This window comes from Streptomyces sp. NBC_00667 (assembly GCF_036226825.1).
In the GTDB taxonomy this organism is placed as follows: domain Bacteria; phylum Actinomycetota; class Actinomycetes; order Streptomycetales; family Streptomycetaceae; genus Streptomyces.
In genome coordinates this window covers 1861102-1885146 of sequence record NZ_CP109022.1, presented here as the reverse complement: position 1 = coordinate 1885146, position 24045 = coordinate 1861102, and the positions used below count along the sequence as shown (strand labels likewise).

20 protein-coding genes and 1 tRNA gene are annotated in these 24045 nt (G+C 69.9%); 8 read left to right on the top strand and 13 right to left on the bottom strand.

The window, feature by feature from the left end; all coding sequences use genetic code 11:
* Window positions 1-32: 32 nt before the first annotated feature.
* Window positions 33-923 (bottom strand): hypothetical protein, encoded by an 891-nt coding sequence (locus OHA81_RS08955; protein WP_329194411.1) that lies wholly within the window; start codon window positions 921-923, stop codon window positions 33-35.
* Between the two features lie 153 nt (window positions 924-1076).
* On the opposite strand from OHA81_RS08955, the gene OHA81_RS08950 reads away from it, so the two are divergent.
* From OHA81_RS08950 to OHA81_RS08930, 5 genes are all read left to right on the top strand, one after another.
* Entirely contained in the window at window positions 1077-1859 is a 783-nt protein-coding gene (locus OHA81_RS08950) for a serine protease (protein ID WP_329194409.1), read from the top strand.
* 249 nt (window positions 1860-2108) lie between these two features.
* The gene (locus OHA81_RS08945) at window positions 2109-2465 is read left to right on the top strand and encodes a chorismate mutase (RefSeq protein ID WP_329194408.1); all 357 of its coding nucleotides are present in this window, start codon (window positions 2109-2111) and stop codon (window positions 2463-2465) included.
* Window positions 2466-2506: 41 nt separating this feature from the next.
* Complete coding sequence (pepN, locus tag OHA81_RS08940) at window positions 2507-5011, top strand: aminopeptidase N (RefSeq protein ID WP_443056481.1); 2505 nt, start codon at window positions 2507-2509, stop codon at window positions 5009-5011.
* A 173-nt stretch (window positions 5012-5184) separates the two neighbouring features.
* A complete protein-coding gene (locus OHA81_RS08935) occupies window positions 5185-6624 on the top strand; it encodes a pyridoxal phosphate-dependent decarboxylase family protein (RefSeq protein WP_329194405.1) in 1440 nt (479 codons plus the stop codon).
* Entirely contained in the window at window positions 6596-8005 is a 1410-nt protein-coding gene (locus OHA81_RS08930; protein ID WP_329194403.1) for a lysine N(6)-hydroxylase/L-ornithine N(5)-oxygenase family protein, read from the top strand. Before OHA81_RS08935 ends, OHA81_RS08930 begins: the two co-directional genes overlap by 29 nt.
* Window positions 8006-8116: 111 nt before the next feature.
* Here OHA81_RS08930 and OHA81_RS08925 read toward each other — a convergent pair whose 3' ends face one another.
* Window positions 8117-9931 carry a bifunctional metallophosphatase/5'-nucleotidase gene (locus tag OHA81_RS08925; protein ID WP_329194400.1) on the bottom strand — a complete coding sequence of 605 codons (1815 nt, stop codon included), beginning with the start codon at window positions 9929-9931 and terminating at the stop codon, window positions 8117-8119.
* A 129-nt stretch (window positions 9932-10060) separates the two neighbouring features.
* On the opposite strand from OHA81_RS08925, the gene OHA81_RS08920 reads away from it, so the two are divergent.
* The gene (locus OHA81_RS08920) at window positions 10061-10765 is read left to right on the top strand and encodes an SIMPL domain-containing protein (protein WP_329194398.1); all 705 of its coding nucleotides are present in this window, start codon (window positions 10061-10063) and stop codon (window positions 10763-10765) included.
* A 145-nt stretch (window positions 10766-10910) separates the two neighbouring features.
* On the top strand, window positions 10911-12338 hold the full coding sequence (pyk, locus tag OHA81_RS08915) for a pyruvate kinase (RefSeq protein WP_329194396.1): 1428 nt from the start codon (window positions 10911-10913) through the stop codon (window positions 12336-12338).
* Between the two features lie 65 nt (window positions 12339-12403).
* On the opposite strand, the gene OHA81_RS08910 is transcribed toward pyk, so the two are convergent.
* Window positions 12404-13114, bottom strand: a complete 711-nt coding sequence (locus OHA81_RS08910) for a helix-turn-helix domain-containing protein (RefSeq protein ID WP_329194395.1) — start codon at window positions 13112-13114, stop codon at window positions 12404-12406.
* Between the two features lie 164 nt (window positions 13115-13278).
* Window positions 13279-13351 (bottom strand) — tRNA-Leu (locus OHA81_RS08905).
* A 100-nt stretch (window positions 13352-13451) separates the two neighbouring features.
* Between OHA81_RS08905 and OHA81_RS08900 the strand changes: the two genes are divergently transcribed.
* Window positions 13452-14105, top strand: a complete 654-nt coding sequence (locus OHA81_RS08900; protein ID WP_329194394.1) for an ANTAR domain-containing response regulator — start codon at window positions 13452-13454, stop codon at window positions 14103-14105.
* A gap of 72 nt (window positions 14106-14177) precedes the next feature.
* Here the strand turns inward: OHA81_RS08900 and OHA81_RS08895 are convergent, their stop codons facing one another.
* From OHA81_RS08895 to OHA81_RS08855, 9 genes are all read right to left on the bottom strand, one after another.
* Window positions 14178-14894 carry an ABC transporter ATP-binding protein gene (locus OHA81_RS08895; protein WP_329194392.1) on the bottom strand — a complete coding sequence of 239 codons (717 nt, stop codon included), beginning with the start codon at window positions 14892-14894 and terminating at the stop codon, window positions 14178-14180.
* Entirely contained in the window at window positions 14891-15904 is a 1014-nt protein-coding gene (locus OHA81_RS08890; RefSeq protein WP_329194390.1) for an ABC transporter ATP-binding protein, read from the bottom strand. Before OHA81_RS08890 ends, OHA81_RS08895 begins: the two co-directional genes overlap by 4 nt.
* A gap of 3 nt (window positions 15905-15907) precedes the next feature.
* Window positions 15908-17731 (bottom strand): branched-chain amino acid ABC transporter permease, encoded by a 1824-nt coding sequence (locus OHA81_RS08885; protein WP_443056479.1) that lies wholly within the window; start codon window positions 17729-17731, stop codon window positions 15908-15910.
* Window positions 17728-18657: a branched-chain amino acid ABC transporter permease gene (locus OHA81_RS08880; protein ID WP_329194386.1), complete on the bottom strand. Its 930-nt coding sequence runs from the start codon at window positions 18655-18657 to the stop codon at window positions 17728-17730. Before OHA81_RS08880 ends, OHA81_RS08885 begins: the two co-directional genes overlap by 4 nt.
* A gap of 105 nt (window positions 18658-18762) precedes the next feature.
* Entirely contained in the window at window positions 18763-19995 is a 1233-nt protein-coding gene (locus OHA81_RS08875) for a branched-chain amino acid ABC transporter substrate-binding protein (protein ID WP_329194384.1), read from the bottom strand.
* Between the two features lie 301 nt (window positions 19996-20296).
* Window positions 20297-20791, bottom strand: a complete 495-nt coding sequence (locus OHA81_RS08870) for a Tat pathway signal sequence domain protein (RefSeq protein WP_329194382.1) — start codon at window positions 20789-20791, stop codon at window positions 20297-20299.
* Window positions 20792-20925: 134 nt separating this feature from the next.
* Window positions 20926-21066, bottom strand: coding sequence for a hypothetical protein (locus OHA81_RS08865; RefSeq protein WP_329194381.1), 141 nt, complete (start codon window positions 21064-21066; stop codon window positions 20926-20928).
* Between the two features lie 57 nt (window positions 21067-21123).
* Entirely contained in the window at window positions 21124-21582 is a 459-nt protein-coding gene (locus OHA81_RS08860; protein ID WP_190182036.1) for a PaaI family thioesterase, read from the bottom strand.
* A gap of 58 nt (window positions 21583-21640) precedes the next feature.
* A complete protein-coding gene (locus OHA81_RS08855; protein ID WP_329194378.1) occupies window positions 21641-23911 on the bottom strand; it encodes an FdhF/YdeP family oxidoreductase in 2271 nt (756 codons plus the stop codon).
* Window positions 23912-24045 lie beyond the last annotated feature (134 nt).

The following is a 24045-nucleotide window of genomic DNA, read 5'->3' as shown; positions in this document are numbered from 1 at the left end:
CGGCCCGGCCCGAGGCGGCCGCCCCGGGCCGTTCAGGTGTCGGCATCGAGTTCCGTACGGCACAGGCCGCACCGTGCGGTGAGGCGGCCGCGCCCGGCCGGCAGCCGCAGCCGCTGGGCGCAGACCGGGCAGGGGAAACTGACCCGCAGGGCGCTGCCCCGCCCCTCGAAGCGGTACGGGGCTCCCGGCGCGGCCGTCCCGGTCCGGCGGCCGTGGGCGTAGCGGCGGCGCTCCGCCCAGGGCGCGGCCGCCAGCGGGGGCAGGCGGTGGTCCCGGTCGGCGAGCGCGCGGCCGCGCACGTGGGCCTCGTAGGCCTGCGGGCTGGTGTACCAGGCGGACAGGTCCTCGCCGAGCAGGCGGCCGCGTTTGGCGAGGACGTACCCGAACTCCTCGGGGGTGAGGTAGCCGAGCTTCTGGTGGGTGAGGGCGTCCTCGCGGTAGGCGTCGAGCAGCAGCCAGCCCGCCCCGAGGTAGGCGGCCGCGGTGTCGGTGAGGATCTCGTTCTCGGCGGTGGTGGGGAAGGCCAGGTCCAGGCGGTGCAGCAGGACGTGGGCGGCCTCGTGCGCGAGGGCGGCGGCCAGGTCGCGGCGATGGGTGCGAAAGCGCTGGTTCACCTCGACGAAGTACTCGGGCCCGGCCGTCAGCTCCACGGAGGCCGCCTCCGCCATCGTGCGGAAGCTGACGACCATCCGGGCGTCGGGCAGCCGTAGCGCGCGCACCACGGCGGAGGCCACGCGGTGCGCGCCGAGGTACAGGTCCTCGTCGTCGCCGAAGGCGGCCTCGGCGGGGGCGAGGCTCGCCCCGTACGCCAGGATCCCCTCGTAGGAGAGCCGCCGGAACAGCGCGGTGATCGCCTTGCGCACCGTTTCCAGATGCGGAAATCCGTGCGCGACGGGGCCGTTGTGCCTGCCGTTCTGCGTCATGGCGCCCTCCTCGCCGCAGTCACGGTGGCGTCCCGCGGAAGTTGTCCGAAAACGCGTTCTTGTTGCCCGGGCGGCGCCGTTGTGTCATGGCGGAGTGTCATGAACGCGTCATCACCCGTGACGCGTACGGCCCAACCCCCCACGAAAGGCAGTGTGTCGACTGTGTCCACCCTTGCCACCCTCCTGAGGCGCGCCCTGGCCGTCGGCGCCGTCGCCCTCGCGGCCGTCAGCCTCCAGCCGGGCTCCGCCACCGCCTCGCCGACCCCCGTCGTCGGTGGAACGCGGGCCGCACAAGGCGAGTTCCCGTTCATGGTCCGCCTCTCCATGGGCTGCGGCGGCGCCCTCTACAGCCAGCAGATCGTCCTCACCGCGGCCCACTGCGTCAACGGCTCGGGCAACAACACCTCCATCACCGCCACCGCCGGGGTCGTCGACCTCAACAGCTCAAGCGCCATCAAGGTCAAGTCCACCAAGGTCCTCCAGGCCCCCGGCTACAACGGCTCCGGCAAGGACTGGGCGCTCATCAAGCTCGCCAAGCCCATCAACCTGCCCACCCTCAAGATCGCCGACACGAAGGCCTACGACAACGGCACCTTCACCATCGCCGGCTGGGGCGCCGCCCGCGAAGGCGGCAGCCAACAGCGGTACCTGCTCAAGGCCACCGTCCCCTTCGTCTCCGACGCCGCCTGCCAGAGCGCCTACGGCAGCGACCTCGTACCCGGCGACGAGATCTGCGCCGGCTACGACCAGGGCGGCGTCGACACCTGCCAGGGCGACTCCGGCGGCCCGATGTTCCGCCGCGACAACACCAACGCCTGGATCCAGGTCGGCATAGTCAGCTGGGGCGAGGGCTGCGCCCGGCCCGGCTACCCCGGCGTCTACTCGGAGGTCTCCACCTTCGCCGCCGACATCAGGGCCGCGGCCGCCAACCTGTGACCACCCCCGCCCCGGCCTCCCGGCCCGCCAGGGCCGCCAGGCCGGGGCACCGCCGGGCCGGCGCACCGCCCGCCACCCCGCGCGGGGCACCGCCAGGCCGGCGCACCGCCCCCCCGTCCGCGCGGGGCGCCCGTCCGTCACCGCCCGCATCCCCACCGTCACCACGCCCCCGGGCCCGCGCCGGCCAGGTCGTCTCACTGTCCGGCCGACCAGGTCGGCAGCCCTTCACGCCACGTATTCTCGGGGACCATGAACACCAGCTACCCCGACGAGCCCGACGTCAGCGCCGGTGAGGCGAGCGGCGAGACGACCGGCGAGGACGTCACCGCCGAACTGGCCCGCCTCAGGGACAGCATCGACAACATCGACGCGGCCGTGGTCCACATGCTCGCCGAGCGCTTCAAGTGCACCCAGCAGGTAGGCCACCTCAAGGCCCGCCACCAGCTGCCCCCCGCGGACCCCGGCCGCGAGGCCCGCCAGATCGCCCGCCTGCGCCAGCTCGCCGAGAACGCGAAACTCGACCCGGCGTTCGCGGAGAAACTGCTGAACTTCATCATCGCCGAGGTCATCCGCCACCACGAGACGATCGCTGCGGGCGAAGAGTAGACCCCTGGGGCCCGGCCGCCGCATCCGGCAGCATGGGCCCCATGTCCTCCGCATTGACGCGCGACGAAGCGCAGCTCCGAGCCCAGCTCCTCGACGTCCACCACTACGCCGTCACCCTCGACCTCACCACCGGCGACGAGACCTTCGACTCCGCGACCGTCATCAGGTTCAGCGCCCGCACCCCCGGCGACACGTTCCTGGAACTGAAACCGGACGAACTGCGCTCCGTCGAACTCGACGGACACCCGCTCGACCCCGCCGCCCTCGACGGCAGCCGCCTCCCGCTGACCGGCCTCGCCGAAGGCCCCCACGAACTGCGCGTCGAAGCCCGCATGCGCTACTCCCGCACCGGCGAGGGACTGCACCGCTTCACCGACCCCGAGGACGGGGAGACGTACGTCTACACCCAGATGTTCATGGACGACGTCCAGCGCGTCTTCGCCGCCTTCGACCAGCCCGACCTCAAAGCGGTCTTCGAGTTCACCGTCACCGCCCCCTCCCACTGGTACGTCCTCGCCAACGGCATCACCACCCGCACCGGCGACCGCGACAGCGACGGCGCCGGCATCTGGACCTCCGCCCCCACCCCCGTCATCTCCACCTACCTCGCCGCCGTCGCCGCCGGCCCCTGGCACAGCGTCCGCACCGACCACGCCGGACTGCCCTTCGCCCTCCACTGCCGGCGCTCCCTGGCCCCCTACCTCGACGCGGACGCCGAGGAGATCCTCTCCGTCACCAAGGACTGCTTCGACCGCTACCACGAGAAGTTCGCCGAACCGTACCCCTTCGACTCCTACGACCAGGCCTTCGTCCCCGAATTCAACGCGGGCGCCATGGAGAACCCCGGCCTCGTCACCTTCCGCGACGAATTCGTCTTCCGCTCCGCCGTCACCGACACCGAACGCCAGCGCCGCGCCATGGTCATCGCCCACGAAATGGCCCACATGTGGTTCGGCGACCTCGTCACCCTGCGCTGGTGGGACGACATCTGGCTGAACGAGTCCTTCGCCGAGTACATGGGTTACCAGACCCTCGTCGAAGCCACCCGCTTCACCGGCACCTGGACCGAGTTCGGCATGGAACGCAAACCCTGGGGCTACGACGCCGACCAGCGGCCCTCCACCCACCCCGTCGCCCCCGACGCCGTCCCCGACACCGCCTCGGCCCTCCTCAACTTCGACGGCATCTCCTACGCCAAGGGCGCCTCCGCACTGCGCCAGCTCGTCGCCTGGCTCGGCGAGAAGGACTTCCTCGCCGGCATCAACACCCACTTCACCCGCCACAAGTTCGCCAACGCCTCCCTCGCCGACTTCGTCGATTCCCTCGCCGCCCACACCGAACGCGACGTCCACGCCTGGGCCGAGGTGTGGCTGCGCACCACCGGCGTCGACACCCTCACCCCCCGCATCGAGGAGAACACCTCCGGCTGGACCCTCACCGTCGACCACCACGGCAGCCGCCCCCACCACATCGGCGTCGGCCTCTACGACCGCGTACCGGGCAGCCGCGCACTCGAACTGCGCGAACGCCTCCACATCGACGTACCCACCGACGAGGTCCTCTCCGTCAGCGGCCCGCGCCCCGCCCTGCTCCTCCTCAACGACGGCGACCTCGGCTACGCCAAGATCCGCCTCGACGCCGCCTCCGTCGAAACCGCCCTGCGCGGCCTGTCCGCCCTCCCCGACCCGCTCACCCGCGCCGTCGTGTGGAACTCCCTGCGCGACATGGTCCGCGACGGCGAACTCGAACCGGAGGCATACCTGGAGACCGCCCGCGCACACCTGCCCGAAGAGCAGGACCTGGCCGTCGTCCAGGGCGTACTCGCCTTCGCCCGCACCCACATCGCCGCCCGCTACGTCGCCCCCGAGCGGCGCACCGCCGCCCTCGCCACCCTCACCGACACCGCCCGCGCCCTGCTGCGCCGCACCGAGGACGGATCCGACCCCGGCCTGCGCCTGGCCGCCGTACGCGTCCACATCGACAGCGCCACCCAGCCCGACACCCTCGCCGGCTGGCTGGCCGACGGCACCGTACCCGGCGGACCCGAACTCGACCCCGAACTGCGCTGGCGCATCCTGGCCCGGCTCGCCGTACTCGGCGCCATCGGGGAGGACGACATCGCCGCCGCCCTCGCCACCGACCCCACCGCCACCGGGGAGGAAGGCGCCGCCCGCTGCCGCGCCGCACTGCCGGACGCCCAAGCCAAGGAAGCCGCCTGGAACCGGCTCTTCCACGACGACACCCTGTCCAACTACCTGTTCAGCGCGACCGCCCAGGGCTTCTGGCAGCCCGAACAGGCCGACCTCGTCCGCGACTACGTCCCGCGCTACTACCCGGAGGCGGTCGCCGTCGCCGCCCGCCGCGGACCCGCCATCGGCGACGCCGCCGGCCGCTGGGCCTTCCCCGCCCACGCCGTCGACGAGGACAACCTGCGGGCCGGGCGCGCCTGCCTCGAAGACCCCGAACTCATCCCGCTGCTGCGGCGCAAGCTCGTCGACCAGCTCGACGACCTCGCCCGCGCCCTGCGCGTACGCACCGCGGGCTGACCCACCACCGCCACCGCCCCGCACGACAGGGCCGCCGGTCGAACACCCGGCCGTACCCCCCACCCGTGCGGGGCAATCCGACAAACCCCGGCGGTTACCCCATTCGGGTCTGATCGTTGTGCTGGGCGGGGACCAGGCTGTCCCCGCCCAGCCACGGTTCGAAGGACGCCCCGATGACCAGCCCGCCCGGCACCCCGCCGCCCCCGCCCCCGCTCGCCGGCGGCCCCTGCGGCGCCGACGCCCTGCGGCCCCTGCTCGACACCGTCCTCGACGCCCTGCGCACCGGAGCCGAAGAACGCGGCGGACCCCTGCCCGCCGGCGGACCCGCCACCGTCACCGCCCGCGTCCACGCCGCACTCGGCGACGTACTGCCCGCCCACGGCACCGGCGACCACGAAGCCCTGCGCACCCTCGTCCACGCCCTCACCGCCGGCGCAGCCGACCCCGCCGACCCCCTGTGCGCCGCCCACCTGCACTGCCCGCCGCTCGCCGTCGCCGCAGCCGCCGACCTCGCCGCGAGCGCCCTCAACCCCTCCCTCGACTCCTGGGACCAGGCCCCCGCCGCCTCCGCCGTCGAAGCGCTCCTCACCCGCACCCTCGCCACCGAGTTCTACGGCACCCCCCACGCCGACGCCCTCGTCACCACCGGCGGCACCGAAGCCAACCAGCTCGCCCTCCTCCTGGCCCGCGAACGCCACGGACCCCGCCTCACCGTCCTCCACGGCACCAACGCCCACCACTCCATCCCCCGCTCCGCATGGCTCCTCGGCCTGCCCCCCGCCGTCTCCCTGCCCACCCCCACCGGGACACTCGACCCCGACCGCGTCGCCGAAGCCCTCACCCGCACCCCCGGCCCCGTCCTCGTCGCCGCCACCGCGGGCACCACCGACGCCGGCCTCATCGACCCCCTCGGCCCCCTCGCCGACCTCTGCCACCAGCACGGCGCCGACCTCCACATCGACGCCGCCTACGGGGGCCTCCTCGCCCTCAGCCCCCGCCACCGCGCCAAGGTCGAAGGCCTCTCCCGCGCCCACTCCCTCACCCTCGACCTGCACAAACTCGGCTGGCAACCCGTCGCCGCAGGACTCCTCGCCGTCCCCGACACCGCCCTGCTGGCCCCCCTCGCCCACCAGGCCGACTACCTCAACGCCACCGACGACACCGAAGCCGGCCTCCCCGACCTCCTCGGCCGCTCCCTGCGCACCACCCGCCGCCCCGACGCCCTCAAGATCGCCACCACCCTGCGCTCACTCGGCCGCGACGGACTCGCCCACCTCATCGACCTCACCTGCGCCGCAGCCCACCGGCTCGCCGAACTCCTCGACGCCCACCCCGGCTTCGAACTCCACGCGCACCCCACCATCAGCACGGTCCTCTTCCGCCCCACCCCCACGGACGACGACCAGCTCGCGGCGCTACGCCGCACCCTCCTCCTCGACGGCAGCGCCGTACTCGGCCGCGCCACCGCCGACGGCCGCCTCTGGCTCAAAGCCACCCTCCTCAACCCCCACACCACGCAGCGGGACCTGCAAGCCCTCCTCACCCTCCTGGCCCCGACCCCCTCCCGGAAGGCAGCACCCACCGATGACCGCGCAGCCCGAAGCACCCCATGACCTCGTAGGAATCGGCATCGGCCCCTTCAACCTCTCCCTCGCCGCCCTCGCCCACGGCCTGCCCCGGCAAGGAACCGGCGAACTCGCCACCGCCTTCTACGACCAGCGCCGCGACTTCCGCTGGCACCCCGGACTCCTCATCGACGGGGCCACCCTCCAAGTCCCCTTCCTCGCCGACCTCGTCACCCTCGCCGACCCCACCAGCCCCTGGAGCTTCCTCAACTACCTCCGGCACAAGGAACGCATGTTCCCCTTCTACTTCGCCGAGCAGTTCCACATCCAACGCGCCGAATACGACGCCTACTGCCGCTGGGTAGCCGGCCGCCTCCCCGGACTCCACTTCGGCCACCAGGTCGACGCCGTCCGCTGGAACCCCGAACGCGACCTCTTCGAAGTCGACTTCACCCAACTCGACGCCGACGGCGAAGCCGAAGCCCTCGGCCGCACCTACACCCGCAACCTCGCCCTCGGCATCGGCACCGCCCCCCACATCCCCGAACCCCTGCGCCCCCTCGCCGAAGCCCCCACCGTCCCCGTCATCCACTCCTGCGACTACCTCGACAACCGCGAACGCATCCTCGGCGCCGAACACGTCACCGTCATCGGATCGGGCCAGTCCGGAGCCGAAGTCTTCCTCGACCTGCTCCGCGCCCGCCCCGCCGGCCGCGAACGCCTCACCTGGCTCGCCCGCACCCCCTCCTTCGCCCCCATGGAGTACTCCAAGCTCGGCCTGGAACACTTCACCCCCGACTACACCCGCTACTTCCACGCCCTGCCCGAACCCGTCCGCGACCAGCTCGTCCCCGCCCAATGGCAACTCCACAAGGGCATCGACGCCGACACCATCGCCGCCATCCACGAAGAGCTCTACCGCCGCACCCTCCACGGCGGCTGGCCCGACGCCGTCCTCACCCCCGGAGTCAGCGTCCGCACCGCCGGCCGCGTCGCCACCACCAAAGTCGAACTCCACCTCGAACACACCCAGCAGGGCACCCGCTCCCGCGTCACCACCGACGCCGTCATCCTCGCCACCGGCTACCGCGAACGCCCCCTCACCAGCCTCCTCGCCGGCCTCGACCCGTACCTGCGCAAGGACTCCTGCGGCCGACCCCGCATCGACGACCGCTACCGGATGCTCCTCGACCCCAGCATCACCGGCAGCATCTACGTCCAGAACGGCGAACGCCACACCCACGGCGTCGGAGCCCCCGACCTCGGCCTCGCGGCCTGGCGCAGCGCCGCCATCCTGAACACCCTCACCGGCAAAGAGGCCTACCCGCAGCCCGCCCGCACCGCATTCACCACCTTCGGCCTCGACCAGCGGGAACACGCCCGCCCCCACCCCGCGAGCGAACTGCTCCCACTGGTCGAGCACCCCTGACAGCGACCGGGACGAGACCGGCCACCCCGCGACCGGCCACGCCACGACCGGCCACCCCACCACCGGCCGGAAGAAGAACGGCCGGGCCGAAGAACGGCCCGACGCAGACGACTACGCGAAGACCGGCACCCCGGCCCGCGTCAGCCGCCAGTCCACCGACGCGAACTGCGCGGGATCGATCGTCCCCTTCGCCTTCACCCACTGGATGATCGTGTTGCGTATCTCCTCCGAGTTCGACCACAACTGCCCGGCCTTAGGGACGTGCGGGAAGTTCCCCCCGCCCGAGGCCCGGTAGTTGTTCACCGCCAACACGAACCGCGCCGCCGGATCCACCGGCTTCCCCTGGAAGGACAACCCCGTGATCCGCGACCCCACCGGCTGCGCGATGTCGATGTCGTACGTCAGCCCGTACACCGCGTCATAGTTGTAGTCCGGAACGCTCTCGGAGTTCGTCAACTTCGCCGGATCCACCACATCACCCGGAGCGGTACGCACGTAGTACCGCGCCGAGTACTCCAGGTAGTCCTTCACCTGCGCACCCGTCAGCAGCCGCGCCTCCAGGGTGTTCTCGAACGGGTACAGCCCCGCCGCATCCTTGATCGTCACCTGGCCGGCCGGGATCGACGCCGTCCGCGAGAAACACGAAGCCTGCGACAGCACCGGCAGCGCCGCCCACTGCGTACCCGCCAGCGCCGCCCTCACCGTCTCCGCCTGCACATGGTTGATCAGATCGATGATCGCCACGTCCTTCACCGGACCCTCCGCCGAAGACATCGCCCCCAACGACGTACCGATCACCTGGTTCACGTACCCGACGACCTTGCGGTGCTCGTCCGACAACAACCGCGTGATCTTCGGATCCTCCACCGCCGTGTTCGAGTCCAGCACCTGCGCCGCGACCCTCGCCACCGACCAGCGGCCCCGCTCCCACACCAGCTCGAAGTCGAACAGCGTCAGCCGCTGCCCCCACTTCAACGGCTCGGACAGCACCACGTCCTTGCCGGTCGCCTTGTTCTTCACCCGGTACTCGGGGATCTCCGTGTGCGCGTGACCCACCAGGATCGCGTCGATCCCCGGCACCTGCTCCGCCACCAGCCCGGCCGCGTTCTCGACGTACGGCAACTGGTCCCCGTAGCTCGACGTACCGCTCGACCCCGAGTGCGCCGCCACGACCACCACATCGGCGCCCATCGAACGCAGCCGCGGCACGAACTTCGCCGCCTGCTCCTCCAGCCCCGGGAACGTCATTTTCCCCTGCACGTTCGCCTTGTCCCAGATCGCGATACCCGGATTCGTCAGCCCCAGCACCGCCACCTTCACATCCCGCCCGTGCGGAGTCCGCAACCGGTGCATGCTGTACGGCGGGAACGCCGGCTGCAACGTCTTCGCATCCAGCGCATTCGCCCCCAACAGCGGGAAACGGCACTGCTCCTGGAACTTGCGCAGCACCGGAATGCCGTAATTGAACTCGTGGTTGCCCAACGCCGCCGCGTCGTACCCGATCGCGTTCATCGCCTGTGCCATCGGATGCACCGGACCCCGGCGCGCCGTGATCGGATCCACCTTCGCGTAGTAGTACGCCAGCTGCGTGCCCTGGATCGTGTCACCGGCATCGATCAGCAAGGTGTTGCAGCGCCCCTTCTGCGCCCGCACCCGCTCCACCAGCGTGGAGATCTTCGCGAGACCGACGTCGTTGTGCGCCTTGTCGTCGAACTCCTTGTCCGTGAAGTAATCCCAGTTGAAGACGTTCCCGTGCAGATCGGTCGTCCCCATCACCGTGAACGCATACGTACGCGGCTCCTGCTCGTGACCCGGCTGCTCCCCGCCCGCCGCGGCCGCGGCCGGAGTGCCCGCGGCCCCCGCCAACGCCACGGCCGCACCCGTCGCAGCCGAAGTACCCAGAAATGTCCTGCGGTCGAACGCCATGCCAACTCCCCTGTCTGAGGCGTATACAACGCGCGTAGATTCTGACCCACGGGTAACAAGGCACAACACCCCCACCAGGTTTCGATCCGATGACCACACCCGTACGGGCGACAGTGCGAGAGTGAAACCATGACCCAGGACGCCACGCCCCAGCCCTACGGCACCCCAGAAGTCCCGCGCGTCGCGGTCCGCGGCGAAGCCCGACTCGAAGTCGACCCCGAAATCGCCCGCATCGCCATCACCGTCGGCGCCCGCGGCACCGACCGCCGCACCGCACTCGAAGACCTCACCCGCCGCAACAACGCCGTACTCGACCTCATCAAGAGCTACGGCGACCCCGTCGAAAAACTCGAAACCGGCTCCTTCTCCATCACCCCCGAACTCACCCGCCACGGCCGCGCCGACCGCATCCGCGCCTACCACGGCCGCGTCAACATCACCGCCGAACTGAGCGACTTCACCACCCTCGGCGAACTCACCACCCGCCTCGCCGACCTCGACCTCACCCGCATCGACGGCCCCTGGTGGGCCCTGCGCCCCACCTCACCCGCCCACGGCCAAGCCCGCCGCCAAGCCGTCCTCGAAGCCGTCCAGCGCGCCCGCGAATACGCCGAAGCCCTCGGCGCACGACTCGCCGCCCTCGTCGAACTCGCCGACCTCGGCGCCGAAGACGCCACCCCCTACGGCCACCCCGCCGGAGCCGGCATGCGCACCATGGCCTACGGCGCCCCCGCCGAAGACGCCGGCGCACCCCCACTCGACCTCGAACCCCAACGCCAGACCGTCTACGCCCAGGTGAACGCCCGCTTCACCATGACCCCGCCCCAGCTCTGAAACCCACTCCGCGGGTGCTCCGGGGGTGCTCATCAGAGCACCCCCACGCACATTCAACAAATGTCAACAACCTTTTGCCCAACGGTTGTTGAGTGGACACCCGGAACCAATTTCCTACTCCCTGGTAGGGGCATACGCTCGCCTCATGCGCCGAGCAAAAATCGTTTGCACCCTGGGACCCGCCACCGACTCATACGACCAGATCAAAGCCCTGGTCGAAGCCGGAATGGACATCGCCCGCCTCAACCTCAGCCACGGCACCTACGCCGAACACGAGGAGCGCTACCAGCGCGTACGCAAGGCCTCCGACGAGACCGGCCGCAGCGTCGGCATCCTCGCCGACCTTCAAGGCCCGAAGATCCGACTCGGCCGCTTCCACGAAGGACCCGTACTCCTTGAACGCGGTGACGAATTCACCATCACCGTCGAAGACCACCAAGGCGACCGCCACACCTGCGGCACCACCTACAAAGGCCTCGCCGCAGACGTCACCCCCGGCGAACGCATCCTCGTCGACGACGGCCGCGTCACCCTCCAGGTCACCGACGTCGAAGGACCCCGCGTCCACACCACGGTCATCGAAGGCGGCATGGTCTCCGACCACAAGGGACTCAACCTCCCCGGCGTCGCCGTCTCCGTCCCCGCCCTCTCCGGCAAGGACATCGACGACCTCCGCTGGGCCCTGCGCGCAGGCGCCGACATCATCGCCCTCTCCTTCGTCCGCAGCGGCCGCGACATCGAAGACGTCCACCGCATCATGGACGAAGAAGGCCGCCGGCTCCCCGTCATCGCCAAGATCGAAAAGCCGCAGGCGGTGGAGAACATCGACGACATCGTCGCCGCCTTCGACGGGATCATGGTCGCCCGCGGCGACCTCGGCGTCGAAATGCCACTCGAACAAGTCCCGATCGTGCAAAAGCGCGCCGTCAAACTCGCCAAGCGCAACGCCAAACCGGTCATCGTCGCCACCCAAATGCTCGACTCGATGATCGAAAACTCCCGGCCCACCCGCGCCGAAGCCTCCGACGTCGCCAACGCCATCATCGACGGAACCGACGCCGTCATGCTCTCCGGCGAAACCAGCGTCGGCAAACACCCCGTCGAAACCGTACGCACCATGGCCCGCATCGTCGAAGCCGCCGAAGAAGACATCCTCGCCAAAGGCCTCCCCCCGCTCACCGAACGCAACAAACCCCGCACCCAAGGCGGCGCCGTCGCCCGCGCCGCCGCCGAAATGGGCGACTTCCTCGGCGCCAAATTCCTCGTCGCCTTCACCCAGAGCGGCGACACCGTCCGCCGCCTCTCCCGCTACCGCTCACCCATCCCCCTCCTCGCCTTCACCCCCGACCCCGCCACCCGCTCCCAGCTCAACCTCACCTGGGGCGTCGAAACCTTCCTCGGACCCCACGTCGACTCCACCGACGCCATGGTCGACCAGGTCGAAGAAGAACTCCTGCGGATCGGACGCTGCGTACCCGGCGACATCGTCGTCATCACCGCCGGCTCACCCCCCGGCGTCACCGGCTCCACCAACCTCGTCCGCGTCCACCACATCGGCGACGCCGTCCGCTGACCCCACCCACCGCGTCGGGCCCGCCCCGCCCGACGCGGCCGCCCACCCGCGGCCCCGGTACGCCACTAGTGCTTCGGCCCGATGTGGGTGTCCATGAGCGCCACGGACGCCTTGCGCGCGATGGACACGTTGAACGGGTCGCTGCCCCGGGCGAGGACCGTCCACTCGACGCCGACCTTGGTCAGGGTGTCCGTGCAGAGCCGACGGATGTCATCGGACTTGTTGGTGAAGAAGTACCGGGGGTACTCGTAGCGCTTGCCGTTCCGCACGGTCCAGTTGGTGACCCGGCACCCGTCGGAGTGGATCAGCCCCCGCAGGAACTCCCAGGGGTGGGCGTCGACGATCCCCTGCTGCCACGCTTCGAGCGCGATCCGCCGCTCGTGCTTCTTCCCGGGCCCGTGCTGGGGGAACAGGCACGGCCAGTGCTGCGAGTACGACTTGACCTCTACGCAGCCCTGTCGGCGGACGAGGCCCACTCCAGGCTGGGGCATGACGCGGTGCATGGCCTGCTTGGCGGCCTCGATCAGCCCCGGCCTTGCGGCATCGCAGTACACGGACAGGTGGTGCTGCTTGTACTTGGAGACGATGTGCCCGTCTCCGAGGTACAGGCCCAGCAGGTAGGAGTACGCCCGCTGGTCGAGTGCCCGCCCGGTGCACCTCGGGCAGTCGGTCGGCTGGACGAAGGTCTCCCCGCGACGTCTGCGATCCTGGTGCCGCCACCACCCCACGGTGCCCCGGGGCACGCCGAGCTGCTCGGCAACCACTCGGTTGGTCACGCCTCGGCGCAACAAGAGGACGGCTTCTTCTCGTATCGAAGGATTGTGCTCCACAAGGGGAGACTCGTCGCTATTCGGCTGGGTGGCCGCAATTCGAAGTTTCGTTCACCGTGACGAGTGAAGATCGCCAAACATGCACTGCGACCTTGGAATCGAAGGAGAAGTACCCCGGGTCGGATTCGAACCGACGCTGAATGGGTTTTGAATCCATTGCCTCTACCGCTGGGCTACCGGGGCCCCTTCGAAATGAAGGATACATAAGACCCTCCGTGTCACAAACATACAGGAGCTAGGTAGGCTCGGGGGAGCTGAATCGCCTTGCACCGAGGAGCACCCCGTGACCGCCGAGCACGAGTCGACGCCCACGCCCGACGCCGACCAGTCGCACGTTCCGCCGCTGACGACCCGCGTCGTCATCGCCGAGGACGAGGCGCTCATCCGTCTCGACCTGAAAGAGATGCTCGAAGAGGAGGGGTACTCCGTCGTCGGCGAGGCCGGGGACGGCCAGGCCGCCGTCGAGCTGGCCCGGGAGCACCGGCCCGACCTGGTGATCCTCGATGTGAAGATGCCGGTCCTCGACGGGATCTCCGCGGCCGAGAAGATCGCGGAGGAGTCCATCGCGCCGGTCCTGATGCTGACCGCGTTCTCGCAGCGCGACCTGGTGGAGCGGGCTCGTGACGCGGGGGCGATGGCGTACCTGGTGAAGCCGTTCAGCAAGAGCGACGTCGTTCCGGCCATCGAGATGGCCGTCTCCCGTTTCGCCGAGCTCAAGGCGTTGGAGAAGGAGGTCGCCGACCTCTCGCTGCGGCTGGAGACCCGCAAGCTGGTGGACCGGGCGAAGAGCATCCTGCAGACGCAGTACGGGCTGAGCGAGCCGGCGGCGTTCCGGTGGATCCAGAAGACGTCCATGGACCGTCGTATGTCCATGCAGCAGGTCGCCGAGGCGGTCATCGAGGACGCCGAGGAGAAGAAGCAGAACGCCGCCCAGTAGGGGCGTGGAACGCGCGTGAGGCCCGCCACCGGGAACCGGTGGCGGGCCTCACGTACGTGGTGCGGTGAAGGGTCAGTCCTCGCCGAGGTAGGCCTTGCGGACGTCCTCGTTGACGAGGAGTTCGCGGCCGGGGCCGGAGAGGACGACCTTGCCGATCTCCATGACGTGGCCCTGGTCGGCGAGCGAGAGCGCCGCCTGGGCGTTCTGTTCGACGAGCAGGATCGTCGTGCCCTGGGACTTGAGTTCGGCGATCGTCGCCATGATCTTCTGCATCATGAGCGGCGAGAGGCCCATGGACGGCTCGTCGAGCATGAGCAGCTTCGGCCGGGACATGAGGGCGCGGCCCATGGCGAGCATCTGCTGTTCGCCGCCCGAGAGGGTTCCTGCGGCCTGCTTGCGGCGTTCCCCGAGGATGGGGAAGAGGTCGTAGGCGCGCTGGACGTCCTTTTGGATGCCGTCCTTGTCGCTGCGCAGGAAGGCGCCGAGGAGGAGGTTGTCCTCGATGGTCATGCGCGGGAAGATGTGCCGTCCCTCGGGGGAGTGGGCGAGTCCGAGCGCGACGATGTCGTGTGCGGGGACTTTTTTGAGTGACTTGCCCTGGAACTTGATCTGGCCGCCGCGCGGTTTGATCAGGCCGGAGAGGGTGCGCAGGGTCGTGGTCTTGCCGGCGCCGTTGGTGCCGATGAGGGTGACGATCTCGCCCTCGTCGACGCTGAAGGAGATGCCTTTGACGGCTTCGATCTTGCCGTAGGCGACGCGGAGGTCCTCGACCTCGAGGAGTGCGGTCACTTGGCTTCTCCGTCCGTGCTGGTGGTGCTGTGCGCCTCGGTGGCCTCCGGGGTCTCGGCGGCTTCGGGGGCCGCGGGAGCGTCGGTGGCCTCGGTGGCTGCGGGTGCCTCCGTGGTCTCGGCGGTTTCCGTGGTCGCGGTGGTCTCCGCGGTGACGGGGGCCTCGGCGGTGACGGGGGCCTCGGCGGCCTCGACTTCCGCGATCTCCTCGTCGCCGGGGGCGCCTTCGAAGGGTTCGCCGAGGTAGGCGGCGACGACGCGTTCGTCGCTCTGGACCTCGGTGGCGGTGCCTTCGATGAGCTTTTCGCCCTGGACGAGGCAGGCGACGCGGTCGCAGAGGTTGAAGATGAAGCGCATGTCGTGCTCGATGACGAGGACGGCGATGCCCTTGTCCCGGATGGCGAAGATGAGTTCTTCGGTGGTCCGGGTCTCCTGCGGGTTCATGCCGGCGGTGGGCTCGTCCAGGAGGATGAGGCCGGGGTCGCTGGCGAGGGCGCGGGCGATCTCCAGCTTGCGCTGCTCGCCGTAGGGCAGGTTGCGCGCCAGGTGTTCGGCCTTGTGGGCCAGGCCGATGAACTCCAGGAGTTCCATGGCCTTCTCGCGGCTGGCTTCTTCGGCGCGGCCGAAGCTGGGCAGGCGCAGGAGGGCGGCCCAGAGGCCTTCCTTGGTGCGGGTGTGGCGGCCGACGAGCACGTTTTCCAGGACCGTCATGTTGTTGAAGAGACGGATGTTCTGGAAGGTGCGGGCGATGCCGGCGGCGGTCACCTTGAACGACTTGGGGGGCAGGACCGTGCCCTTGTACCGGACTTCGCCCTCGGTGGGGATGTAGAGGCCGGTGAGGCAGTTGAAGAAGGTGGTCTTGCCGGCGCCGTTGGGGCCGATGAGGCCGACGATCTCGCCGCTGCGGACGGTGAGGTCGACGTTTTTGACGGCGGTGAGGCCGCCGAATCGCATGGTGACGCCGCGGGCGTCGAGGACGGTCTCGGCGGTTGCCGTGGTGGTCGTCGTCATGGGTCAGACCCCTGTCTTGCCGAGGACTGTGGGCGCTTCGAGGTCCGCGTGGAGTTCGAGCTGGTTGCGCCGGTTGGGGATGAGGCCTTCGGGGCGCAGGCGCATGAGGATGACGAGCGCGATGCCGAAGACGAGGAGCTGGTATTCGCCCAGGAACTGGAGCTTGTTGGGGATCATGAAGAGGAGGGCGCCGCCGACGAGGGGGCCGGAGATGGTGCCCATGCCGCCGAGGACGACTGCGGCGAGGAGGAATGCCGAGTTCGGGGGGACGGCGTTGGCGAAGACGTACTGGTCCGGGGTGACGGTGTAGTTCACGTGGGCCTGTACGGCGCCGGCGAGGCCGGCGAGGGTGGCGCCGAGGGCGAAGGCGACGAGTTTGACGCGGAAGCCGTTGATGCCCATGGCTTCGGCGGCGGTTTCGTCTTCGCGGATGGCGACCCATGCGCGGCCGATGCGGGATTCCGCGCTGCGGCGGAAGACCATGATCACGATGAGGGTGACCAGGAGCATCAGCAGGAAGTAGTTGGCGAAGCGGCCGACGGTGAATCCGGCGATGGTGTGGTTGGCGCCGAAGTCGAATCCGAAGAGGTCGACGTTGGGGACGCCGGCGATGCCGTTGGGGCCGTTGGTGAGGTCGGGGCCGGAGACGCCGTCGAGGTTGTTCATGGAGATCCGGAAGATCTCTCCGAAGCCGAGCGTCACGATGGCGAGGTAGTCGCCGCGCAGGCGCAGGGTCGGGGCGCCGATGAGGACGCCGAAGACCATGGAGGCGGCGGCGCCGAGGAGGATGGCGGCCCAGAAGGGGAGGTGTACTCCGAAGGGGGAGTTGGGGGAGCCGGAGACCAGGGCGGCGGTGTAGGCGCCGACGCCGAGGAAGGCGACGTAACCGAGGTCGAGGAGGCCGGTGAGGCCGACGACGATGTTCAGGCCGAGGGCGACGGTGGCGAAGATGAGGATGTTGACGCCGAGGGTCGCGTACTGGTCGTCGGTCTGGGTGAGCGGGAAGGCCGCTGCGGCGGCGAAGGCGCCGACGAGTGCGACGTTGCGGTGCTTGGTGGTGAGTGCGGTGAAGCGGGCGAGCAGGCCGGCCTTGTTGAGGGCGGCGAAGCCGAAGCCGGCGGTGATGAGGAAGCCGAGGAAGAGTTCCTGGTACGGCGTGGTGATGCCGTAGGTGAAGACTCCGAGGGTGACGGCCAGGACGGCTGCGATCAGCAGGATCTCGGCCCAGGCCGGGAGGGTCCGGGCGGGGCGCGGGGTGTCGGTGGCGAGGGCGGCCTTGATGGTCGTCCAGGTGTTGCCGAGGTGGTGCTTGCGCTGTTCCCAGGGGGTGTCGTCGGGGTCCGGGGCGTCCAGGGCGGGGCGCTCGAAGGGGAGTGCGAGCGCGCCGGTCAGGGCGAGGAGGGTGACGAGGGCGACGAGGTAGCCGCCGGGTTCGAGGTTGACGACGCCGCCGAGGGTGACGGTGATGCTGATGACCGTGTACCAGGCGGTGGCGAAGGCGGCGAGTGCGGCGAGTTTGAGTGCCGCGTCGGCGCCTGCGGGGGCGAGCCAGCGCAGGCCCTTGACTCCGTAGGAGGCGAGTCCGAAGAGGGTGGTGAGGGCGCCGCCGATGAGGACGAGCCACTGGAGGCCGCCGGGGTAGCCGTAGACGGTGAGGTCTCCGGGGAAGGCGGCTGTCCAGGTCCAGGACAGGAAGCAGGAGAGGACGGTGAGGACGCCGCCTGCGGTGGCGAGGAGGCGGGCCGTCTTCTCGGGGATCGCGATGAAGCCGGTGTCGGCTGCGGTGGTCTTCGCGGTGTCCGCGGTGATGGTCGTCATGGTTCTCACGCCCTGTCCGCCACGCGCTCGCCCAGCAGGCCCTGGGGCCGCAGGAGGAGCACGAGGATGAGGAGTACGAACGCCCAGGTGTTGCCCCAGGACTGGCCGCCGAGCTGGCTCATGCCGGGGACGTCGGCGATGTAGGCGGTGGTGAGGGTCTCGGCGAGGCCGAGGACCAGGCCGCCGATCATGGCGCCGTAGATGTTCCCGATGCCGCCGAGGACGGCGGCGGTGAAGGCCTTGAGGCCGAGGATGAAGCCCATGCGGTAGTTGACTTCGCCGTACTTGAGGCCGTAGGCGACGGCTCCGACGGCGGCGAAGGCGGCGCCGAGGGCGAACGCGACCGTGATGATGCGGTCGGTGTTGATGCCCATGAGCTTCGCGGTGTCCGGGTCCTGGGCGGTGGCCTGCATGCCGCGGCCGGTGCGGGTCTTCTTGACGAAGAAGCCGAGGAAGGCCATGGAGATGGGGGCGGCGATGAGGAGGAAGACGTCACCGGTCTGGATGGTGACGCTGCCGAGGTGGAAGGCGCCCCCGGGGATCTGGGGGAAGACGACGGAGGACTTCGCGTCGGGGTACCAGGCCCATACCGCCTGCTGGAGGACGATGGAGAGGCCGATGGCGGTGATGAGCGGGGCGAGGCGGGGCGCTGTGCGCAGCGGCCGGTAGGCGAAGCGTTCGGCTCCCACGGCTATGAGGGTGGCGACGATGACCGCGCCTATGAGCATGAGCGGCAGCGCGATCCACATGGTGGTGCCGGTGGGGAGCATCAGCCAGACCGTGAGGGCTCCGAAGCCTCCGGTCATGAAGATCTCGCCATGCGCGAAGTTGATGAGCTGGACGATGCCATAGACCATCGTGTAGCCGATGGCGACGAGCCCGTACATGGATCCCAGTAGCAGGCCGTTGACCAGCTGTTGCGGCAGTTCGTGCACCGCAGGTCCTCCGAGTCTTTCGACGGATGTGACACCGCGCGGGGCGCTGTGCGCGCCCCGCGCGGCTGATGAGGGGTGAGCTGCTAGCGAGCTAGCGGAGGAGGGTCAGCTGCCGAGGGTGCCGGATTCGACGGTCTTGAAGTCGTCGCCGTCGACCTTGTAGACGGTCAGCTGCTTGTTGGTGGCGTCACCGAACTCGTCGAAGGAGACCTTGCCGGTCACACCGTCGAAGTTGACGTTCTGGACGGCTTCGAGGACCTTGGCGCGGGCGTCCGAGGGGAGCTTGCCGTTGTTGTCGTCGACGACCTTCTTGACGGCTTCGATGACGGCCCAGGCGGAGTCGTAGGAGTAGCCGCCGTAGGCCGAGTAGTCGTCCTTGTAGCCGGCCTTCTTGTAGTTGGCGATGAAGTCCTTGGCGGAGGGCAGGGTCTCGACGGGTGCGCCGACGGAGGTGCACAGGTCGCCCTGGGCTTCGGCGCCGGCGAGCTCGACGTACTTCTTGTCCTTCATGCCGTCGCCGCCGACGAGGGGGATGTTGGTGCCGGAGGCCTTGATCTGCTTGCTGAGGGGGCCGGCTGCCGGGTATTCGCCGCCGTAGTAGACGACGTCGGCGCCGGAGCTCTTGACCTGGGTCACGATCGCGGAGAAGTCCTTGGACTCCGGGTCGATGTGGCCTTCGCCGGCGACCTGGCCGCCGAGCTTGGTGAACTCGCCCTTGAAGGTTCCGGCGAGGCCGGCGCCGTAGGTCTTCTTGTCATCGATGATGAAGACCTTCTTCTTGCCCGCCTTGTTGAAGAGGTACTGCGCGGCGAAGGGGCCCTGGATGGCGTCCGTGGTCGCGGTGCGGAAGTAGCTCTTGTAGGTGCGGACCTTCTGGCCTTCGGCCCACTTGGGGCCCTGGGTCAGGGAGGGGCTGGTGTTGGCCGGGGAGATCTGGGCCAGCTTGGCGTCGTCGAAGACCTTCTGCATCGACTCGGACACCGAGGAGTTGAGCGGGCCGACGACGCCGAGGACGGTCTTGTCGGCGGTGAGCTTGGTGGCGTTCTGCTGACCGGAGGAGGCCTGGGCCTGGTCGTCGAGGGCCTGGATCTTGAAGGTGACGCCCTTGACGTACTTCTTCTCGTTGGCCTGCTTCGCGGCGAGGTCGGCGGAGTTCTTGATGCCGAGGCCGAGGGCGGAGAGGTCGCCGGTCAGCGGGGCGTCGACGCCTATGACGACCGTGGTGCCGCCACCGTCACCGGTGGAGCCGGCCTTGTCGTCGCGCGAGCCACAGGCGGTGAGAGTGAGAGCGCCTGCGGCGAGGGCGGCCGTCACGGCGATGAGCTGACGATGACGCACGATCAGTCCTTTCCTGGCGCCGCGTCCCCCCTGGGACGCGTCGAGTCGAACGCGCGGAACCGAACTGAATGGAATCCGGTGGTCGCGGTAACTGGCGGTGACTCTAAGCGGGACTTCGGACGTTATGGAGGGCTCAGGCCAATGATGTGACTCTCTTGTTATGCCACGGCGTAATACATACCGGACCGCTGCGGGTGGAACGGGGGAATTCCGGCCGGTTTCGTGCAGTCCGCATGGTGAGATCCGGCAGGACCGTGGGGCGGTTTGAGTCCTGTCCTTCCAGGACTCTGGGGCGTTTTGCTCATGACGGCGTCGGGGTGCCGACGTCTCGATCTTCGGGACAGGCCCTGGTCAGAGCGACGGAAAGATCCCGTGCATAACGGTCACCGGGGATGTAACTGTGGTCCTCTTTCAGGATTCCATTACTGAGGGTTACTTCCAGAAAAGGGAGCCCGGAATTCCGTGCTACATGCACGCAGTCGTCGACCCGAATCCCGATCACGAGCTCCCGCAGCTCCCCCTCGGCCACCACGAGGGGCAGCGCCGGCCGGATCACTACGCTCAGTGCCCGCGACGGCTGGGTGATCCGGTCGATCGAGACGGGCCGGGCGGACCCGCTGCGCACACGCACAGTGAAGGCGAACGCGAGGTCCGCCGTGGGTGGATCGACCGGTTCGCCGTAGGAGAGGGAGACGGTCTGGGAAGGTGCCGCCTGCGTCTGCGGCGCGGGCCGGGAGCGTGTGGCGTACCGGTGGGCGACCCCGAAGGCCAGTCCCGCGGCGCAGACCAGGGCCACGAGGGCGATGGCCGCCCGGCGGCGGCGTCCGTGGCGGGAGCCGGTCCACCTCGGAACGGGTCTACGGGGCTCCGCGCGCGGGACGTCGTGGTCCGAGGTGCCCTCGCCGGGCTCGACCGGCCCGATGCCGCCGCTCACGGGCGGGACCCGCCGGCCGGGGCGCCCGGGACGGCGTACGCCGTGCTCAGGGCGGCTGCGCTCAGGGCGGCTGTGCTCAGGACTTTGGTCGCCGGGCAGGCGGCGGTGGCGCGCCGCGGCGCCGGTCCGGATCCCATGCGGGGAACGCTAGACCGGCGCCGGGGGCAGCACAACTGCTGCCGGGGGAAGGGGCGTTACGAGTTCGTGTCGCGCAGGAGACAGGTGAGGCGGGCCGTGCAGACGCGCTTGTCCTGGTCGTCGGTGATGACGATCTCGAAGGTGGCGGTGGAGCGGCCCTTGTGGACGGGGGTGGCGACGCCGGTGACCAGGCCGGAGCGGGCGCCGCGGTGGTGGGTGCAGTTCAGGTCGACGCCGACGGCGATCTTGTTGATGCCGCCGTGCATCATCGCGCCGACCGAGCCGAGGGTTTCGGCGAGGACGGCGGAGGCGCCGCCGTGCAGGAGTCCGTAGGGCTGGGTGTTGCCCTTGACGGGCATGGTGCCCACCACGCGGTCGGCCGAGGCCTCCAGGATGCGGATGTCCATGCGCTCGCCGAGGTCGCCCGCCGAGAACAGGGCGGGCAGGTCGACGCCCAGGGCCGCGTACTCGTCGAGGACCTCCTGCGGGAACTTCACTGCGTGCTGCTCGCCCATGGGCCGGCTCCGTTCGTGTGTCAACGTTCGTTAACCATCTTGTCCTGGGGTCGTTCTATCAGGCCGGTTCGAAGCGCACGACGACGGACTTGCTCGCGGGGGTGTTGCTGGTGTCGGCGGTGGAGTCCAGGGGGACCAGCACGTTGGTCTCGGGGTAGTACGCGGCGGCGCAGCCGCGGGCCGTCGGGTAGTGCACGACGCGGAAGCCCGGGGCGCGGCGCTCCACGCCGTCGGACCACTCGCCGACGAGGTCGGTGTAGGCGCCGTCGGCCAGGCCCAGCTCGGCCGCGTCCTCGGGGTGGACCATGACGACGCGGCGGCCGCCGGTGATGCCGCGGTAGCGGTCGTCGAGGCCGTAGATGGTGGTGTTGTACTGGTCGTGGCTGCGCAGGGTCTGGAGCAGCAGCCGCCCCGCGGGGACCTTCGGGTATTCCACGGGCGCGGCGGTGAAGTTGGCCTTGCCGGTCTTGGTGGGGAAGCGGCGCTCGTCGCGCGGGGCGTGGGGGAGGCGGAACCCGCCCGGGCGGGCGGCACGGGCGTTGAAGTCCTCGAAGCCGGGGACGACGCGCGAGATCCGGTCGCGGATGGCTGCGTAGTCCTTCTCGAACTCCTCCCACGGGGTGCGCGAGGCCCCGCCCAGTACGGCGCGGGCCAGGCGGGCGACGATCGCGGGTTCGGAGAGCAGGTGGGGGGAGGCGGGGGCCAGGTTGCCGCGGGAGGCGTGGACCATGCCCATGGAGTCCTCGACCGTGACGAACTGCTTGCCGCTCGCCTGGACGTCCTTGTCGGTGCGGCCGAGGGTGGGCAGGATCAGGGCGCGCCTGCCGGTGACGGCGTGGGAGCGGTTGAGCTTGGTGGAGACGTGCACGGTCAGGGCGGCGCGGCGGATCGCGGCTTCGGTGACGTCGGTGTCGGGGGTGGCGCCGACGAAGTTGCCGCCCATGGCGAAGAGCACCTTGGCCTTGCCGTCGCGCAGGGCCTCGATGGAGCGGACCACGTCGTAGCCGTGGTGGCGGGGCGAGGTGATGCCGAATTCCGCGTCGAGGGCGTCGAGGAAGGCCGGTGCGGGCCGTTCGAAGATGCCCATCGTGCGGTCGCCCTGGACGTTGGAGTGGCCGCGGACGGGGCAGACGCCGGCGCCGGGCCGGCCGATGTTGCCGCGCAGCAGGAGCAGGTTCACGACCTCGCGGATGGTGGCGACGGCGTGCTTGTGCTGGGTCAGGCCCATGGCCCAGCAGACGATGGTGCGCTGCGAGGCGAGGATCATGGCCAGGGCGCGTTCGATCTCGGGGCGGGCGAGGCCCGTGGCGGTGAGGGTCTGCGCCCAGTCGGCTTCCTTGGCGGCGGCCGCGAATTCCTCGTAGCCGTGGGTGTGCTCGCGGATGAAGGCCTCGTCGGTGGCGCCGCCGGCCTCGATGACGAGCTTGTTCAGGAGGCGGAAGAGGGCCTGGTCGCCGCCGATGCGGATCTGCAGGAACAGGTCGTTCAGGGCGGTGCCCTTGAGCATGCCGAGCGGGGTCTGGGGGTTCTTGAACCGCTCCATGCCGGCCTCGGGCAGCGGGTTCACCGAGATGATCTTCGCGCCGGAGGACTTGGCCCGTTCCAGGGCGGAGAGCATGCGCGGGTGGTTGGTGCCCGGGTTCTGCCCCGCGACGATGATCAGGTCGGCCTGGTGGAGGTCTTCGAGGGAGACGCTGCCCTTGCCGATGCCGATGGTCTCGTTCAGTGCGGAGCCCGAGGACTCGTGGCACATGTTGGAACAGTCCGGCAGGTTGTTGGTGCCGAACTCGCGGGCGAAGAGCTGGAAGAGGAAGGCCGCCTCGTTGCTGGTGCGGCCGGAGGTGTAGAAGAGAGCCTCGTCGGGGGAGCCGAGGGCGTGCAGCTCCTCCGCGATGATCTCGAAGGCCCGCTCCCAGGACACGGCCTCGTAGTGGTCGGAGCCCTCCGCCAGGTACATGGGCTCGGTGATGCGGCCCTGCTGGCCGAGCCAGTAGCCGCTGCGGTCGGCGAGCTCGGACACCGGGTGCGCGGCGAAGAAGTCCGGGGTCACCCGGCGCAGCGTCGCCTCCTCGGCGACGGCCTTCGCGCCGTTCTCGCAGAACTCGGCGGTGTGCCGCTCGTCGCCCTCGGGCCAGGCGCAGCCGGGGCAGTCGAAGCCGCCCTTCTGGTTGACCTTGAGGAGGGTGCGGGCGGTGCGGGTCAGGCCCATCTGCTGCCCGGCGATCTTGAGGGTGTGCCCGATCGCGGGCAGGCCGGCCGCGGCGTGCTTGGGGGGCGCGACCTGCGGCGCGTCCTGTATGGGATCACCTGCGGGCGGCTTGGTGGCCATGTCGCTCCCCTTTGAGCAGTCGGGCATCGCGTCGGCCGGGCCGCGCGCGTTCGCGTGTCCGCACGATCCTGCCACGCCCCGCCGACATCCCGGACGGCGAGAGCTGCCGTCGGGGATTGTCACAGGGGACGCCT